Here is a 17004-nt window from a genome sequence, read left to right as displayed (position 1 = left end):
CGTATTTCTCGTTGATTCGGACTGAGAGGCCCTGAAACATGCACCGACTCCGTCACGGCGACCATGGTCCGGCCGTCGCTGAGATTCGGGGCACTCTGGCCGGTCTCGGTTTCCTGCACAACGGTGTGCCCGGCACCCGGCGTGAGGGCATCAACGGATCTCACTGGATCGCCCCCGACGCCGTGTTCGATCATCACCTGGACAGCGCCGTACGGGCCTTCCAGCAGCAGCGTGGGCTCCTCGTCGACGGAATCGTGGGTCCTGCCACCTACCGGTCCATGAAAGAGGCGTCGTACCGCCTGGGCGCGCGCACGCTGATCTACCAGCTGTCCGCACCGCTCTACGGCGACGACGTCGCCACCCTGCAGACCCGCCTGCAGGATCTCGGTTTCTACGTCGGCCGCGTCGACGGCTTCTTCGGCCCGCAGACCCACGACTCCCTGTCCTCGTTCCAGCGGGAGATCGGGATCGTCGCCGACGGCATCTGTGGTCCCGCCACCCTGCGGTCGCTCGAATTGCTCGGCACCCGCGTCACCGGTGGGTCGCCGCACGCGATGAGCGAAGAGGAAATGGTCCGTAGCTCCGGACCGCAGCTGAGCGGCAAGCGAATCGTCATCGATCCGGGCCTCGGCGGCAACACCTACGGCACCATCGTCCGTTCCCCCTACGGCACGATCTCGGAATCCGACATCCTGTGGGATCTCGCCAGCCGACTCGAAGGTCGCATGGCCGCCACGGGGATGGAGACGTTCCTGTCCCGCCCGCACCACGAGAACCCGACTGACGTCGAACGCGCATCCACGTCGAACGCCTTCGATGCCGACCTGATGATCTCGCTGCGTTGCGACAGCAACACCAGCCCGTCCGCGAACGGTGTCGCCAGCTTCCACTTCGGCAACTCGCACGGTTCGACGTCGATGATCGGTCAGGTTCTCACCGGGTTCATCCAGCGGGAGATCGTGGCGCGGACGCCGTTGCAGGACTGCCGCACCCACGGCCGCACCTGGGATCTGCTGCGTCTGACCAACATGCCGACCGTGCAGATCGACCTCGGGTACCTCACCAACGAATTGGACGCCACGGTTCTCTCCAACCCGCGGGCGCGCGACGCCATCGCCGAGGCGATCCTGATTTCCGTGAAGCGTCTGTACCTGCTCGGTCAGGACGATCAGCCGACCGGAACGTTCACGTTCGCAGAGTTGCTCGCCGAAGAGCTGTCTTCCTCCGAACGCTTCTAATCTCCCGCCCGAGCGCTCAGTGCGCTCCGACGGGTGTCCGCTCACCGATGTCGACCAGGCTCACAGATGCGGAGTGGATGAGACGCTCCAGCGCAGCCTCCACGTCTTCCTTCCATCCGTGGTCTCGGTTCAATTCGAGTCGCAGTCGCGGGAACCGGTGATGAGGCGCGACGATTTCGAAACCGTTGTCCTCGAGGAAGTCCGCCGGGATCATGCACTCCTCGGGGGAGCACTCGCGGGCCGCGGTGGCGGAGGCCAGTCCCGTTGTGTCGACCGGCCCGGTTCCCTCGGTATTGCGGATCCCGAACGCCTCGAGCGCGCGAACACCGCGGCGCACCAGATCGGCCACGACGGCCTGGATCAACGTGGTCCCGAGGTTCTGTTCTTCGCCGGCCGGTTCGAGCCGGAGACTCGTGAGGAGGACGGCGTCGGCACCGACCGGGGCGGTCGGGAGTAGCTGCGCGCGGGGCACGGTCCGTGGGGGAGCGTAGAGGGCGCTGCCGACCGGCTTCCCGTCCATGACGGCAACCTGACCGCACGATCCCCATTCGAGCATGACCATCGACAGCCAGGCTTCCTTCTCGAAGTCCTGGTCGCAGAATCCGCGCGAACTGTGGATCGCCGCCGGATCCATCTCCCAGAAGACACAGCGACGGGCATGGGCGGAGAGTTTGTCCAAGCCGTCGAGAGTGAGCGATGTGACGTGAGTCGACACTGGCTAGCTCAGCCTCCATATGTCACTACCGCAGATCATTCGACATCCTCTGGTATTCAATGTGTTTCGCCCCCGATAGTTCTGCCGGATTCGGTCCGCCGGCGGCCGCTGTCACAGTGACGGATCATCCGCGGGTACTTCTGCCTCTCTCAGGCGCTCACGAATCGGCCTTCTGTGCCTCCATCATCCCAACGATCCTCTGAAGATCGTCCACCGAACCGAACTCGACCACAATCTTCCCCTTGCGCTTGCCGAGGCTGACCGTGACCCTCGTGTCGAACGAATCGGACAACCGCTCGGCGACGTCCTGCAGTCCCGGCATCTGGATCGGCTTGCGCCGCTGGGCGGGCTGCGCCTGGTCGTCGTTGCGGTTGGCGAGCGTCACCGCCTCCTCCGTCGCGCGAACCGACATGCCCTCCGCGACGATCCGCGCCGCCATCACTTCCTGCGCGTCGGCGCCCGCCTCCAGGGACAGCAGGGCGCGCGCGTGACCGGCGGACAGCACACCTGCCGCGACGCGTCGTTGCACGGGGATCGGCAACTTCAATAGTCGGATCATGTTCGTGACGACGGGACGCGAGCGGCCGATCTTCGCCGCCAGTTCCTCGTGAGTCACCTCGAACTCTTCGAGCAACTGCTGGTATGCCGCAGCCTCTTCGAGGGGGTTCAGCTGGACGCGGTGGATGTTCTCCAGCAGTGCGTCGCGGAGCATGGCGTCGTCGCCGGTCTCACGGACGATGGCCGGGATCGTCTCCAACTCGGCTTCCTGGCTGGCACGCCACCGACGCTCGCCCATGACGAGTTGGAACTTGCCGTCCTCGAGCGGGCGCACCACGATCGGCTGCATCAGCCCGAACTCGCGGATCGAGTGGACGAGTTCGGCGAGAGCGTCGTCGTCGAACACCTGACGCGGCTGCTTCGGGTTCCGCACGATCAGGTCGGGAGCGATTTCCCGGTACACCGCTCCGGTGGGGGAGGGGAGGGGTTGGGCACCGTTGCCGGATGCGCCGTCGGCCCCGTTGCTCCCTGCGTTGTTTCCCTTGGACTTGTTCCCCTTGGACGCGGGAGCGGTCTTCTCGTCGGTCGCAGAGTCCGACGAGTTCGGCGCTGGAGCGGTGAGGACGCTACGCCGGTCCGTCCCGATCACGACGTCGGCGGCGGCATTCCCCAACCCCGGGCCGGTCGTGGTCGGTCCGGTAGGAATGAGCGCAGCCAGTCCACGGCCAAGTCCACCCTTACGCGTCTGACTCATCGCTGCTCCTGCTTCGTGATGTGCGCGGTGCGTGCTGCGAGTTCACGTCCCGCATCGAGGTAACTCATGGCCCCCCGTGAACCGGGGTCGTAATCGAGCACGGTCATCCCGTACCCGGGAGCTTCGGACACCTTCACGCTGCGCGGAATGACAGCGCGGAGGACCGCGTCCCCGAAGTGATTGCGAACCTCCTCGGCCACCTGGTCCGCCAACTTGGTGCGCCCGTCGTACATCGTGAGGAGGACCGTCGACACGTGAAGGTCGGGGTTGAGATGCGCCTGCACCAGTTCGATATTCCGCAGCAGCTGTCCCACGCCCTCGAGTGCGTAGTACTCGCACTGGATCGGGATCAGAACCTCCTTGGCGGCGACCATGGCGTTCACCGTGAGCAGTCCGAGCGACGGCGGGCAGTCGATCAGAATGAAGTCGGCATCCACCTCGCCGAGCGCCTTCTCGGACAGCGCACCCTTCAGCCGGCCCTCGCGGGCGACCATGGAGACCAGTTCGATCTCGGCGCCGGCAAGGTCGATCGTGGCCGGAATGCAGAACAGCCGGTCGTTGTGCGGGCTCTTCTGGATCGCTTCCGCGGCCGTCACCTCACCTAGGAGGAGCTCGTAGCTGGACGGCACGCCGGAGTGGTGGGCGACGCCCAACGCGGTGCTGGCGTTGCCCTGAGGGTCGAGGTCGATCACCAGAACGGTCAGTCCCTGAACCGCCAGAGCGGACGCGAGGTTGACGGCACTCGTCGTCTTGCCGACGCCGCCCTTCTGATTCGCGATGGTGAGGATTCGCCGTTCGGGTGGCTTCGGAAGAGATACCGAGTGCGGGTGCAGCACCTGGCTCGCGCGGTGCGCGGCGGCACCGATCGGAGTCTCCTCGACGGAGATTCCGTTGTAGGGGGCCGTGAATCCGTCGTCTCCGTTCCCGGAGCTCGTCGCCTGGTCGGATTGATGGTCGGTTTCACGTGAAACTGTTTCACGTGAAACGGCGGATTCAGGCCCACCCGACATTGACTACTCCTTCAATTGGGAATCGCTCGTTACTCGACATACTCACTCCCTCGTCCACCGTGCTCATCGTCATCGACGCTGACGGCGTTTCGGTAAACGTTCTGCCCGAACGACAACGGTGGGGACAGGAAGCAGGCCCACCCCGCATTCCACGATATCCAGCTTGCCAGCACCCAACCGAGTCAGGGAAGCGCGATCACGGGAAATCTCTTCGGCGGCGCTCGAACCTTTCAATGCGAGCATTCTCCCATGCTCGTGGATAAGCGGCAGCGACCACTTGGCCAATTTCTCCAACGGGGCCACCGCCCGGGAAGTGACGACGTCCGCGCCGCCTGCTTCCTTCACCACGCCGGACTCCTCGGCACGCCCCCGGACGACGAGCACGTCCAGACCGTTCGACTCGACGAACTCCGCGAGATACACCGACCGGCGCAGCAGGGGCTCGACCAACGTGATACGGAGATCGGGCCTGGCGATCGCGAGGGGGATGCCGGGCAACCCGGCACCGCTTCCGACGTCGACGACCGACTCACCCTCAGCGATCAACTCACCGACGACGGCACAGTTGAGAAGGTGACGCTCCCAGAGTCGGGGAACCTCCCGCGGCCCGATCAACCCCCGCTCGACACCGTCGGTCGCCAACGACTTGTAGTAGCGCTCCGCAATATCGAATCGTTCACCGAACACCTGGCGTGCCGCCGCTTGTTCGTCCCATTCGGCCGGCTCTCCAGCATTCGGTTCCACGTGAAACATCCTCCCGCGAATGACGCGAAATCAACAAACACAGCCTCTCCATTATCCGCCCTCGCCCGCGACTATGTCCCTCAACTCGAACGCGCAACGCCGGACAGTGTCGAGCCGCACCCCTTCCGGTGGGGGAGGGGAGGGGTTGGGCGTTCCGCAGGCGACCCGGCCTTGACCTCCCGTCCCGTCGACTCCACGATCGGGCGGGACGGCGAAGAACAGACGATCGTCGTCGAACACTCGGCCCTCTGTGCGGTTCCCACGTCGATCGCGTTCACCGGTGACGTGTTCGCAATGACCGGATGGGACGGGACACGCGGACATCGCATCCACGTCGCCCACGGGATGTTTCACGTGGAACCGCCGGGCGAGCGCGCAGCCGCCGGGAAGTCGATGCCCCCTCGCACTGTCGCCGCGACGGAGATGACATCCAGATAGCGGACGAGCCAGTCGATCCTGACGCGACAAGATCGCGGCGCTACACGCGCGACACGTCGGACTCATGCCTACCCGTCCCGCCGCGCCTCGCCTTCGACGACAAGAGGTTCACAGGACCCGGTTGAGTCGCGAGCAGTTTCACGTGCAACATCGGGGCGGTGTTTCACGTGGAACAGGCGTCGCGCGAATACTGTTTCCGACTGCCACCAACGCTTCCACCGGACTCACCCTGTCGCACCGATGATTCCCGATTTTACAATCATCACAGTGACGAAACTCCCAGGTGTGGTTAGGTGGGTGAAACTACAACCAAAATTCGTCCGAAAAGTCCGAAAAGATGACCATCGCCGACCCGCATCGGCCGTCCGTCAGACACTGGTGTCGGGGAAGGAATGATGCTCATGAGCGACGAGCCAACGACCATTCTCCTTCCGCAACCCGAAGGTGAGCCGAAGGCGGTTCTCCGGATTGTCGGCGAGTTCCATTTCCGTTCCGCACCGGAGGAGCGCGTGAGCGAATGCAACATCCTCGCCCGCGGTCACATCCAATGACACCAACTCGAACCTGGCACCACTCGACTGCCACTCGAAGAATGGTGGCCATGTCTCGCGATACTCATCAATCCCGCGAGCACCTTCGTAGGGTGGTGGCACGTCGAACATCACGATGTCGTCGGAGTGGTCCGCGAGAACCCCAGCCATGTCACCACTGTGCACGGCCTCGGCCCAGCGGTCGATCAGATTCCGGATCTGTTGTTCGTCCTCGCTCATCAGTCACTCCATCCACTCGACGGGCCCCGGTTCAGCCCCTTGGATGGTGTGGACTTCGGAACGCGTCGAAACTCATCGCCAAACTCGGTGCACCCGTCGGGTAGACACCCGGCGCAGAGCATGTCCGCCGGCGCGACGTCCGGCCCGTATTTCCTTTCGAGGAGTTCAAACTTTTGGCGACGCCCGCGGACTCGAGCGGGGCTCGAGTACTTGCCAGGGCCGCGCGGTCTCGGGACCCGCGAAAGACAATGCGCTGCTTCACTGACTGCCCCGCACCGGAAGACCCACCTGGCGGTCGAGGCCGCGATCCGATTCTGTCTCCTGTCGGGATGATCGTCGGCGGGATACCGCTCGCGACCGCCGCCTCCGCGGTGACATGTCTGCCGAGTCCACCACACGGCCAGAGTCGCAACTCTTGAGGCGGTAGCTATCGCCTTCGAGGGAAATAACGACGACGTGGTGGACAAGGCGACCGACCTCCTCTGCCGCGACGAGGGTGCCGGTGCAGCCGACCCGCACCCCAGCCACGGCCGTGACTGCGAATCCGCCGGTCGATCACCGACGGGTGCACCTAATCGTCGTGGGACTCGAGACGGGGCGTAGTGACTGCGGGCAAGCAGCGTCGTCCCGCGATCGGCGGCACCGGCGGCAGTGCAAGCATCACGTGCCAGTCGATCTCGACCCGGTCCGCCGGTGCGCAGTCTCGGCCCGACCATTCGCACATGACATCCCGTCGCCCCCCCGACCTACTCGAGTCGGGATCAGCGCGCGGGAGATCGAACTCGAGATCACGGGTCGCCGACACGTTTGAGGCGGAGGCAGCGAATCCGCCTTTTCGATTCGTCTCGAGCCGCGAGGAATGCACCGGGTCGATCATCAACTCGAACGAGCCGTAGGCCGCTGCAAGTGAGTGTTCGGCAACAGGGTCGACGATGCGGATCCGAATGTGGGCGTGCGACCGATACTCGAGTCCGCATGCCACACGACGTTCAGTTCTCGGGTGCCACCGCGTCTACATCTGCTGCGCGACGGTGGCCGGGCACGGACCCCTGGTGGGGGAGGGGAGGGGTCTGTGTTTCACGTGAAACGAAACGACGCCAAAGTGACTAACCGAGACATCGACTCCCGCGACATACGCATAGAAAAAGGCGGGGCTCCGGAGGTGAATCCAGGAGCCCCGCCTAGGTGGTGCGTGTGTGGATCAGTCCTTGATGACGACCACGCGACGTGACGGCTCGGCGCCTTCGCTCTCGCTCGATACGCCGTCGACCTTCGCGACCGCGTCGTGAACGATCTTGCGCTCGAACGGCGTCATCGGAGCAAGCTCCTCGCGTTCGCCGCTCTCGAGGACGCGACGTGCTGCCGAGGAACCCAGCTCGGTCAGTTCGGCGCGACGGCCGGCACGCCATCCGGCGATGTCCAGCATCAGTCGACTGCGTTCGCCCGTCGCCTGCTGCACGGCGAGGCGAGTCAACTCCTGAAGTGCGTCCAGCACCTCACCCTTGCGCCCGACCAACTTGGTGAGATCGTCTCCACCGTCGATGCTGACAACAGCGCGGTCGCCCTCGACGTCCAGGTCGATGTCGCCGTCGAAGTCGAGTACGTCGAGCAGCTGCTCCAGGTAGTCGCCGGCGATTTCCCCTTCCTCGATCAAGTAGTCGTCAGAATCGGAATCCACCTCGGTGTCCGGGTTCTGCGTCGGTGCAGTCACGTCTGTCTCATCTCCGTCCACTGCGATGTCAGGCTCACTAGCCATGCTCGTTCTCTTTTCTGAATCAGCGCCGCTTGCGCTTGGGGGACTTTCCGCGGTTGGACTGGGGGCGGGCACCGGGCTTCGGCTTCGACGCCGATCCGTCACCACTCGGTTGATCGGAGACGTCGCTTTCGATGACGCCCTCGACGATCTCCGGTTCGTTGTCGGAGAGAGAACCGTCCGTTGCGGTCGCGGACTTCTTCTTTTTCTTGGTGAGATCGGGCCGTGCGCCGGGCTTCGGAGCGTTGTCCGCGCGGCGTGCGATGGCAGCCTGCTTCTTCTCTTCCTCTTCCGCGTCGATGCGACGGAAGACGATGTGCTGCTGCCCGTACGTCCAGATGTTGTTACTCACCCAGTACAGGAGGATCGCGATGGGGAGGAACGGACCACCGACGAGCACACCGAGCGGGAAGACCCACAGCGCGAGCTTGTTCATGATCGCCGACTGGGGGTTCGCGGCGGCCTCGGGGCTCTGGCGCCCGACGGAGGCACGCGAGTTGAAGTGCGTTGCGATGCTGGCGATGACCATCAGCGGGACCGCGACAACCGCGATGTTCAACACGGTGGGAATGGGACCGTATGCGGCGAACGCGTCGAGCTGCGCCTTCGGCATCGTGATCCACGCCGAGATGGGGGCACCGAACAGGCGGGCACTCAGGAAGGACTGCACGTCCTCGACGCTGAAGAAGTAGTTCGGGGTGTTCGCGTTGGCCTCGACCGACATGCCGAGCTGACCGATACCGGTGCCGGTGCGGTTGAACGAGCGAAGCACGTGAAACAGGCCGATGAAGACCGGCGCCTGCGCGAGAACCGGGAGGCAGCCCATGATCGGGTTGAACCCGTGCTCCTTCTGGAGCTTCTGCATCTCGGTGGCCTGGCGCTGGCGGTCACCCGAGTACTTCTTCTGCAGAGCCTTGATCTGCGGCTGAAGTTCCTGCATCTGGCGCGTCGTGCGGACCTGCTTGACGAACGGCTTGTACAGCACGGCACGCAGCGTGAACACGAGGAACACCACGGAGAGCGCCCACGTGATGCCGCTGTCCGGACCCAGGAAGGGAATGGCACCGAAAACCTTGTGCCAGACCCACAGGATCCCGGACACCGGATAGTAAATGAAGTCGAGCACGGCTCTATGTACTCCTCTGTTCGTCCACGTTCGCCGGACAGCAACGACGGCTACCCGCATGACGGTCGTGACGGGCAGGGACCGGGTCCCACCCTCCAGGGTGCCAGGGGGCACACTTCGCCAACCGAACCACCGTCAAAAGAAGGCCTTTGATCGCCCCGTGGGTACGCAGGGATTCCACCGCGTACTCGCTACAGGTCGGCATGAACCGGCAGGTCGGCAACCGCAGGGGCGACACATACGTCCGGTAGAGCTCGATGAAGAATATGAGAGTGCGTGCCGGTAACGCACGGACCGACTGCCACGCGGAAGAGGCCGAGGAGGTTCCCTCGGCCGTGTCGGCGCGCGACTCGTGGAGTGCGCTTTTCATGTGGAGTTACTCACGGGCGCAAGAAGGTCCAATCGAAGGAGACCTGCACGGAGTTGCTTCTCCAGGTCCCGGCTACTTGCAGTCGCAGCTCCCGGAAGAGCGCGAATCACCACATCGGTTCCCTGTGGAACCACGTCCACGAGGTCGATGCAGATATGACGAAGCCGGCGTGCGACTCGATGTCGAATCACCGCCGGCCCGACAGCCTTACTCACAACCAGTCCGAATCGCGGACCGCCGCTACTCACCAGCTCATCTGCCTGCGCACGGTCGAAAGCGTGCACAACCAGATCGCGTCTACCCATCCGACGACCACGTCGCACAGTCAACGAAAAATCTGAATGACGACGCAATCGGTGCGGCTCAGGCAACACCCCGAGCTCCCGAACCCAGTGTCGGGATCAGGCGGTGAGGGATTCGCGGCCCTTACGGCGACGCGCCGAAACGATTGCACGACCCGCACGGGTCCGCATACGAAGACGGAAGCCGTGAACGCGCGCGCGGCGTCGGTTGTTCGGCTGGAACGTCCGCTTGCCCTTGGCCACGGTCAACACTCCTCGAAGTTCATCGACGCCTCCCGGCGTCATGGATCTAACATTGGCGAAAACTCAGGTGTTCATCCACAGGTGAGGATGGAACGACTCCGAAACTGGACTCGAGCCAGCACGAAACCGCCACCTCACCACAGGGTGACTGTTCGAGAGTACTTACCACTCCCGGTCAGGTCAAACTCGCTCACCTGCGATTCCCCCGCGAATCGACTGACCGACACGCCGAGGATTGACAAATGCTTGCACCCCAACTTCCAATGTGCCAAACCGCTGTGAGGTTGCCGACACTGTTGCTAGCGTCGATGCATGGTCTCGCCGATGAACCCTGATCGAGTGCCCAGCTCTCGACTTCACCGTTCTCATCTGCACATTCACCACAATTCATCCACAGGGCACAGATGGTGTCCCGTTTCGGATCATCCCGAGGGTTCCTGACGCCCTTCACTTCTCGGGTCCCCGCACCCGCTCTTCCAGATTTCGTATGCATAAGCGCAGGTCAGCGCGCTCAATCTGGACTCCTCGCCGCGCCACAACGCCCAAACAAACGGCGTCTGCGGTTTGTCCACATCTGTGGATAATTGTGTGGAAACACAGTTCAGATGGCATATTCGTAGGTCCGTACGGGGTCCATCCTCAGGTCGGGGAAGCTCCCATTTCCGCCTCGACGACGGCACCGACACTGGACTCGGCACCGCACGCGCCGAGTCCGCGAACACACTGGGGAGGAACCACGTGAACGACGATCCGAATGCGCTCGCACGGATCTGGATCGACGTCGTCGCCGACCTCACATCCGATTCGCCCGGCGGCGATCTGCCGCCGTTGACGAGGGGACAGAAGGCGTGGTTGGCGCTCGTCAAACCGCTGACACTCGCACAGGGCTTCGCGCTCCTGTCCGTTCCGTCGCCCTTCGCGCAGGAAGCGATCGAACGGGATCTGCGTGAGCCGATCCTCCACGCGCTCGGCCGGCACCTCGGTGAGCAGGTCGAGGGCCTCGGTGTGCGCATCGCCGCCCCGGTCGACGACGAACCCGAATCCGAGGCCCCGAGCCGGGAGCGCAGGCCCGAGCCGGAACCTGTGCACACCCCCCGCCACCTCGAGTCTTCCGTCACCAGTTCCGGTACGTTCCGCAGGCGCCGCTTCGGCTCCGGTGAAGACCAGCCCTACTCCGACACCACGGACTTCGAGGAGGTGGACGACGACAGCGAGGCCCTCGCCAGCGTCCACGAATCCTGGCCGTCGTACTTCACGAAGCCGCCCGCAGGCCCCACACCTGCGGCGACGGGCGGGAACAGCCTCAACGCGAAGTACACGTTCGACACGTTCGTGATCGGCTCGTCCAACCGGTTCGCCCACGCCGCGGCGGTCGCCATCGCCGAGGCCCCGGCGCGCGCATACAACCCGTTGTTCATCTGGGGCGCGTCCGGACTCGGCAAGACGCACCTGTTGCACGCCGCCGGCCACTACGCCCAGCGGCTGTTCCCGGGGATGCGCGTGAAGTACGTCTCCACCGAGGAATTCACCAACGACTTCATCAACAGCCTCCGTGACGACCGCAAGGTGGCGTTCAAGCGTCGCTACCGCGAGACCGACGTGCTGCTGGTGGACGACATCCAGTTCATCGAGGGCAAGGAAGGTATCCAGGAGGAGTTCTTCCACACCTTCAACACCCTGCACAACGCGAACAAGCAGATCGTCGTCTCCTCCGACCGGCCGCCGAAGCAACTGGCGACACTCGAGGAACGCCTGCGCACCCGGTTCGAATGGGGCCTGATCACCGACGTTCAGCCCCCCGAACTCGAGACCCGCATCGCGATCCTCAGCAAGAAGGCCCGAATGGACCGGCTCGAGGTGCCCGACGACGTCCTCGAGTTGATCGCCTCCCGGATCGAACGCAACATCCGGGAGCTCGAGGGTGCCCTCATCCGGGTGACGGCGTTCGCGTCCCTGAACAGGCAACCCCTGGACCTCACGCTCGCCGAGGTGGTGCTGCGGGACCTGATGCCGGATTCGTCGAGTCTCGAGATCAATGCGGCGACGATCATGGCGGTCACCGCGGAGTACTTCAACATGTCGATCGACGACCTGTGCGGGCCCGGCAAGGCGCGTCCGCTGGCGTCCGCCCGCCAGATCTCCATGTACCTGTGCCGTGAGCTGACCGATCTGTCGCTGCCCAAGATCGGGCAGACGTTCGGCCGCGACCACACCACCGTCATGTACGCGGACAAGAAGATTCGCAAGGAGATGACGGAGCGGCGGAAGGTTTACGACCAGGTCCAGGAGCTCACCGCCCGGATCAAGCAGCGTTCCAAGAGGTAGTCACCCGCCTCTGCCTCTCCTGTGCCCCTGGTAGCTCGGCTACCGGGGGCACAGGTCGTATCGCGGGAGTTGTGGCCCGGCTCCGCCGCCTCGAACAACTCGAGGGGCTCCTCGAGCCGGTCCTCGAGGGTGAGCTCGAGCGGGTCCTCGAGGTACCGCTCGAGGGCCTACTCGAGGCCCGCGCGAACCCCCGTCGGCGCGACACACCGGGGCAACACGCCGACGCCGGGACCTGCGATAAAGCATGCACACCTGTGGATAAATGTGGGGATGAGGTGGAATCTCTGTGGACAGAACGTGCAGAACTTTGAACAACCTCGAGTAGTCCACACGGGTGTCGAATCGGTCCTCGAGTTTGTCCTCGAGAATTCCCCATACGAGTAAGCGGAGGGACCAGCGTCTACAGCTGTTCGTCCACAGATTCCACAGGACCTAATAGTACTTCTCATTAATTCTTCTAAAAACCTCTTTGAAAACAGGGTTGGGGATCGCGTCCGTTCACAGGCCTCCGTCGGAGACTCGAGGACGGACGCGTTCCGCTTTCAAGTTCGTCCTCGAGGGCATACGGTTATGCATCGCCGCTCTGTGAAAGACTGCAGTGCTGTGGTCACGGCCCGACCGTGGCGAACAACCGTGCCTACCGAGAGGAACAACCCGGCGATGGAGCTTGGAAGCCTGAAGTTTCGTGTCTCCCGGGAAGAATTCGCTGATTCAGTGGCATGGGTCGCTCGCAGTCTGCCGTCGCGGCCTCCTGTGCCCGTCCTCGGCGGAGTACTCCTGGACGCGACCGAGCAAGGGTTGACGGTTTCCGGATTCGACTACGAGGTGTCGGCCCAGGTCAGGGTCGGGGCCGAGGTCGGTAGCGTCGGTCAGGTCCTGGTCTCGGGCAAGCTTCTCGCCGACATCACGAAGTCGCTCCCCAACAAGCCCGTCGACGTGACACTCGAGGGCACCCGCGTGCTGATCACCTGCGGAAGTGCCAAGTTCTCCCTGCCCACGATGCCGGTCGAGGACTATCCCCAGCTTCCGCAGTTGCCGCAGCAGACCGGCTCGATTCCCGCGGACCTGTTCTCCGAGGCGATCAGTCAGGTGGCTGTCGCGGCGGGCAAGGACGACACCCTGCCGATGCTCACCGGCATCCGGGTCGAGATCGAACGCAACGCGATCGTGCTCGCGGCCACCGACCGGTTCCGTCTCGCGGTTCGCGAACTCGAGTGGTCGCCGGCGAACCCGGACACCACCGCGGCCGTCCTCATCCCCGCGAAGACGCTCTCCGAGTCGGCGAAAACCCTTGCGGGAGATGCCACTTCACCGGTCGAGCTGGCTCTCGGTTCGGGCTCCGCGGTCGGAAACGACGGCCTTCTCGGCATCGTCCACGACGGCCGTCGCACCACCACTCGCCTGCTGGACGCCGAGTTCCCGAAGTTCCGGCAGCTGCTGCCGTCCGAGCACACGGCGCTGGCCACCGTGGAGATCGCCCCGCTCGTCGAGGCCATCAAGCGTGTCGCCCTCGTCGCCGAGCGCGGTGCGCAGGTCCGTCTGCAGTTCTCGACCGAGGGCCTGCTGCTCTCCGCCGGTGGCGACGATGCCGGTCGCGCCGAGGAAGGCTTGAATGCCGTCTTCCAGGGTGAGCCGCTCACGATCGCCTTCAACCCCGGCTACCTGATCGACGGGCTGTCGTCGCTGCACAGCGAGCAGGTGCTGTTCGGTTTCACGACCCCCAGCCGCCCCGCGGTGCTGCGTCCGGCCACCGAGGACGAGATCGAGCCCGACGATTCCGGCAACTTCGCGGCGCCGGAGAGCGCGTACACGTACCTGCTGATGCCGGTGCGTCTGCCGGGCTGACGATTCGCGGAAGCGAAACCAGTACTGCCGAAAGAAATCTCACGAGTGGACGGAGATCACGATGCAGATCGGGTTGGTCGGGCTCGGAAAAATGGGATTCAACATGCGCGAGCGGTTGCGCGCGCACGGGCACGAGGTGGTCGGCTACGACCCCCGCCCCGAGGTCACGGATGTGGCGTCGCTGGAGGAACTCGCCCAGCGACTCGAGCCTCCGCGCGTCGTGTGGGTGATGGTTCCGGCAGGGAAGATCACCCAGGACACAGTGACCGGGCTGGCGTCGGTGCTCGAGAGCGGCGACCTGGTGATCGACGGCGGCAACTCGAGATACACCGACGACAAGATTCACGGTGAGCTGCTCGGTTCCCACGGCATCGGCTACCTCGACTGCGGTGTGTCCGGCGGGGTCTGGGGACTCGAGAACGGCTACGGGCTGATGGCCGGCGGGTCGGATGCGGACATCGAGCGGGCGCTGCCGATCTTCGACGCACTCCGCCCCGAGGGTGAGCGTGCGGACGGCTTCGTGCACGCAGGTCCGATCGGCGCAGGCCACTACGCGAAGATGATCCACAACGGCATCGAGTACGGACTGATGCAGGCGTACGCCGAGGGCTACGAACTGCTCGAGGCCGAAGACCTCGTCACCGACGTCCACGGTGTGCTGCGCGCGTGGACCAACGGCACCGTCGTCCGGTCGTGGCTGCTGGAACTGCTCGTCAAGGCGCTGGGTGAGGATCCCGATTTCGCCGAGATCTCCGGTTACACAGACGATTCCGGTGAGGGCCGCTGGACCGTACTGGAGGCGATCGACCACGCTGTGCCCGCGCCGGTGATCTCGGCCGCGCTGTTCGCGCGGTTCGCGTCCCGTCAGGACGATTCCCCCGCGATGAAGGCCGTCTCGGCGCTGCGCAACCAGTTCGGTGGTCACGCCGTGAAGAAGGCGGCAGGCGAGGCAGAAGCCGGTTCTGGAACGTAGGTGTTCGTTCGCGCACTCTCGCTCAGAGATTTCCGTTCCTGGGACGCTCTCGGTCTCGCCCTGCGTCCGGGCTGCACCGTTTTCGTCGGACCCAACGGGCACGGCAAGACGAATGTGCTCGAGGCGCTCGGCTACCTGTCGACGCTCTCGTCGCATCGGGTCAGTTCGGACGCCCCGCTGATCCGGACGGGCACGGCTCAGGCGTTCGCGGGGGCCACCGTCGTCAACGCCGGCCGGGAACTGACGGTCGATCTCGAGTTGAACGAGGGCAAGTCCAACCGGGCGCGGATCAACCAGTCGCCCACCCGGCGGCCGCGGGAGATTCTCGGAATTCTGCAGACGGTGCTGTTCGCGCCGGAGGATCTGTCGCTGGTCCGCGGGGACCCGGGGGATCGACGGCGGTACCTCGACGAACTCCTCACGTCCCGGATCCCCCGGATGGCGGCGGTCCGCGCCGACTACGAACGGGTGCTGCGACAGCGGTCGGCGTTGCTCAAGACCGCGGGCGGCGCGTTGCGGCGGTCTTCGCGCGGCAGCGGTCAGCCGAGCGAGGACGGCGCGAGTGCCCTTGCCACACTGGAGGTCTGGGACGGACATCTCGCCGCGCACGGCGCGGAACTGCTGGCCGGGCGGCTGCACCTCGTCCACGATCTCGCGCCGCACCTGGCCGAGTCGTACCAGTCGCTGGCGCCCGAGTCGAGGCCCGCGAGCATCCGCTACCGCTCCAGTCTGGGGTCCTCGCTGCCGCCGGAGTTCACCGAGCCGGCGCGAGTACCCGAGGCGGGCGACATCGCGTTCCTCGAGGAGCGGTTCCTCCAGGAGCTGTCCGTGATGCGCTCGAAGGAGATCGAGCGGGGTGTGTGCCTCGTCGGACCGCATCGTGACGATCTCGAACTGCAACTCGGCGACACCCCGGCGAAGGGGTTCGCGAGTCACGGCGAGTCGTGGTCGTTCGCCTTGTCGCTGCGCCTCGCGGGATTCGCCCTGCTGCGGTCGGACGGCAGCGATCCGGTCCTCATGCTCGACGACGTGTTCGCCGAACTCGACCGCAAGCGACGCAGCGCCCTCGCCAAGGTGGCGTTGGACGCCGAACAGGTGCTGATCACGGCCGCCGTGCCGGAAGATGTACCAGAGGAACTCGACGCCGTCCGATTCGGCGTGGAGGCCCGCGACACCGATCGAGGACGTATTTCACACATCCTGGAAGAGACGGAGGACCGCCGTGACGGATGATGCCGAACCCACCGCGTCCGCGGCGGCTCCCGAACCGGAGGTGAAGGGAATCGATCTCGCGCGGCGTGCTCTCGAGGAGGCGCGGGCCGCTGCGAAGGCGAGTGGAAAATCCGTCGGGCAGGGTCGCCGGTCCGGGACCGGTGTGCGGGCGTTGCGCGCCCGGCGCCGGCGAGGCTGGTCCGGTCCGGGGCCCGACGACCGCGATCCCCAGCCGTTCGGTGCGCTGACCAGTGCGCTCGCGAAACAACGCGGCTGGTCTCCCAAGGTGTCCGAGGGGACGGTCCTCGGACGGTGGGCGCAGGTGGTCGGTGAGGATATCGCCGCGCACGCCGAGCCGACCGGGCTGCGGGACGGGATTCTGAGCGTCTCCGCGGAGTCGACGGCCTGGGCGACCCAGCTCCGGATGATGCAGTCGCAGATTCTCGCGAAGATCGCCGCGGCCGTCGGCGACGGCGTCGTGAAGTCGCTCCGGATCACCGGTCCGACCGCGCCGAGCTGGCGAAAAGGCGATCGGCACATCCGGGGGCGCGGCCCGCGGGACACCTACGGGTAGGCCGGAGCGGGCGTTCGGTCCCTAGTTTTGTCTATTACCCAGTGTTACAGTTACTCCAAGTCATCGAGTGAACTGTGCCACAAGCCTTCGTCGTGGCGCAGCCGCCGGCACGAA

16 protein-coding genes and 1 pseudogene are annotated in these 17004 nt (G+C 64.9%); 7 read left to right on the top strand and 10 right to left on the bottom strand.

Annotated elements, in window-relative coordinates:
* Positions 1–38 precede the first annotated feature (38 nt).
* The gene (locus tag MLGJGCBP_RS19805; protein ID WP_160097663.1) at positions 39–1238 is read left to right on the top strand and encodes an N-acetylmuramoyl-L-alanine amidase; all 1200 of its coding nucleotides are present in this window, start codon (positions 39–41) and stop codon (positions 1236–1238) included.
* Between the two features lie 16 nt (positions 1239–1254).
* Here the strand turns inward: MLGJGCBP_RS19805 and MLGJGCBP_RS19800 are convergent, their stop codons facing one another.
* The 4 genes from MLGJGCBP_RS19800 to rsmG all read right to left on the bottom strand — a co-directional run bounded on the left by MLGJGCBP_RS19800 (position 1255) and on the right by rsmG (position 4968).
* Positions 1255–1953 carry a GNAT family N-acetyltransferase gene (locus MLGJGCBP_RS19800; RefSeq protein ID WP_160097662.1) on the bottom strand — a complete coding sequence of 233 codons (699 nt, stop codon included), beginning with the start codon at positions 1951–1953 and terminating at the stop codon, positions 1255–1257.
* A 157-nt stretch (positions 1954–2110) separates the two neighbouring features.
* Positions 2111–3205, bottom strand: a complete 1095-nt coding sequence (locus tag MLGJGCBP_RS19795; protein ID WP_160097661.1) for a ParB/RepB/Spo0J family partition protein — start codon at positions 3203–3205, stop codon at positions 2111–2113.
* A complete protein-coding gene (locus MLGJGCBP_RS19790) occupies positions 3202–4215 on the bottom strand; it encodes a ParA family protein (RefSeq protein WP_087554928.1) in 1014 nt (337 codons plus the stop codon). Before MLGJGCBP_RS19790 ends, MLGJGCBP_RS19795 begins: the two co-directional genes overlap by 4 nt.
* A 69-nt stretch (positions 4216–4284) precedes the next feature.
* Positions 4285–4968 carry a 16S rRNA (guanine(527)-N(7))-methyltransferase RsmG gene (gene rsmG, locus MLGJGCBP_RS19785; RefSeq protein WP_012690670.1) on the bottom strand — a complete coding sequence of 228 codons (684 nt, stop codon included), beginning with the start codon at positions 4966–4968 and terminating at the stop codon, positions 4285–4287.
* 162 nt (positions 4969–5130) lie between these two features.
* On the opposite strand from rsmG, the gene MLGJGCBP_RS19780 reads away from it, so the two are divergent.
* Positions 5131–5397, top strand: coding sequence for a hypothetical protein (locus MLGJGCBP_RS19780; protein ID WP_160097660.1), 267 nt, complete (start codon positions 5131–5133; stop codon positions 5395–5397).
* Between the two features lie 368 nt (positions 5398–5765).
* On the opposite strand, the gene MLGJGCBP_RS19775 is transcribed toward MLGJGCBP_RS19780, so the two are convergent.
* From MLGJGCBP_RS19775 to rpmH, 6 genes are all read right to left on the bottom strand, one after another.
* On the bottom strand, positions 5766–6170 hold the full coding sequence (locus MLGJGCBP_RS19775) for a YybH family protein (protein ID WP_160097677.1): 405 nt from the start codon (positions 6168–6170) through the stop codon (positions 5766–5768).
* A 1198-nt stretch (positions 6171–7368) separates the two neighbouring features.
* Positions 7369–7923, bottom strand: coding sequence for a Jag family protein (locus MLGJGCBP_RS19770; RefSeq protein ID WP_037234922.1), 555 nt, complete (start codon positions 7921–7923; stop codon positions 7369–7371).
* A 19-nt stretch (positions 7924–7942) separates the two neighbouring features.
* Complete coding sequence (yidC, locus tag MLGJGCBP_RS19765) at positions 7943–9046, bottom strand: membrane protein insertase YidC (protein ID WP_087554931.1); 1104 nt, start codon at positions 9044–9046, stop codon at positions 7943–7945.
* Between the two features lie 4 nt (positions 9047–9050).
* Complete coding sequence (gene yidD, locus MLGJGCBP_RS19760) at positions 9051–9416, bottom strand: membrane protein insertion efficiency factor YidD (protein ID WP_160097659.1); 366 nt, start codon at positions 9414–9416, stop codon at positions 9051–9053.
* Positions 9413–9790 carry a ribonuclease P protein component gene (gene rnpA / locus MLGJGCBP_RS19755; protein ID WP_087554933.1) on the bottom strand — a complete coding sequence of 126 codons (378 nt, stop codon included), beginning with the start codon at positions 9788–9790 and terminating at the stop codon, positions 9413–9415. The genes yidD and rnpA overlap by 4 nt, the downstream gene beginning before the upstream one ends.
* A 27-nt stretch (positions 9791–9817) precedes the next feature.
* Entirely contained in the window at positions 9818–9961 is a 144-nt protein-coding gene (gene rpmH, locus MLGJGCBP_RS19750) for a 50S ribosomal protein L34 (RefSeq protein WP_005263481.1), read from the bottom strand.
* 738 nt (positions 9962–10699) lie between these two features.
* Between rpmH and dnaA the strand changes: the two genes are divergently transcribed.
* From dnaA to MLGJGCBP_RS19725, 5 genes and pseudogenes are all read left to right on the top strand, one after another.
* Positions 10700–12286 (top strand): chromosomal replication initiator protein DnaA, encoded by a 1587-nt coding sequence (dnaA, locus tag MLGJGCBP_RS19745; protein ID WP_087554934.1) that lies wholly within the window; start codon positions 10700–10702, stop codon positions 12284–12286.
* 660 nt (positions 12287–12946) lie between these two features.
* The gene (dnaN, locus tag MLGJGCBP_RS19740; RefSeq protein ID WP_087554935.1) at positions 12947–14131 is read left to right on the top strand and encodes a DNA polymerase III subunit beta; all 1185 of its coding nucleotides are present in this window, start codon (positions 12947–12949) and stop codon (positions 14129–14131) included.
* Between the two features lie 40 nt (positions 14132–14171).
* Positions 14172–15104: pseudogene (gnd, locus tag MLGJGCBP_RS19735) on the top strand (phosphogluconate dehydrogenase (NAD(+)-dependent, decarboxylating)); the annotation flags it as partial.
* Complete coding sequence (gene recF, locus MLGJGCBP_RS19730) at positions 15105–16337, top strand: DNA replication/repair protein RecF (protein ID WP_160097658.1); 1233 nt, start codon at positions 15105–15107, stop codon at positions 16335–16337. It abuts the pseudogene before it with no gap.
* On the top strand, positions 16327–16890 hold the full coding sequence (locus MLGJGCBP_RS19725; RefSeq protein ID WP_160097657.1) for a DUF721 family protein: 564 nt from the start codon (positions 16327–16329) through the stop codon (positions 16888–16890). Before recF ends, MLGJGCBP_RS19725 begins: the two co-directional genes overlap by 11 nt.
* Positions 16891–17004: the final 114 nt, after the last annotated feature.

Source organism: Rhodococcus sp. T7 (genome assembly GCF_009872365.1).
GTDB lineage: Bacteria > Actinomycetota > Actinomycetes > Mycobacteriales > Mycobacteriaceae > Rhodococcus_F.
Note: the sequence above shows the minus strand (reverse complement) of the source record. Positions and strands in the feature narration are given on the sequence as shown.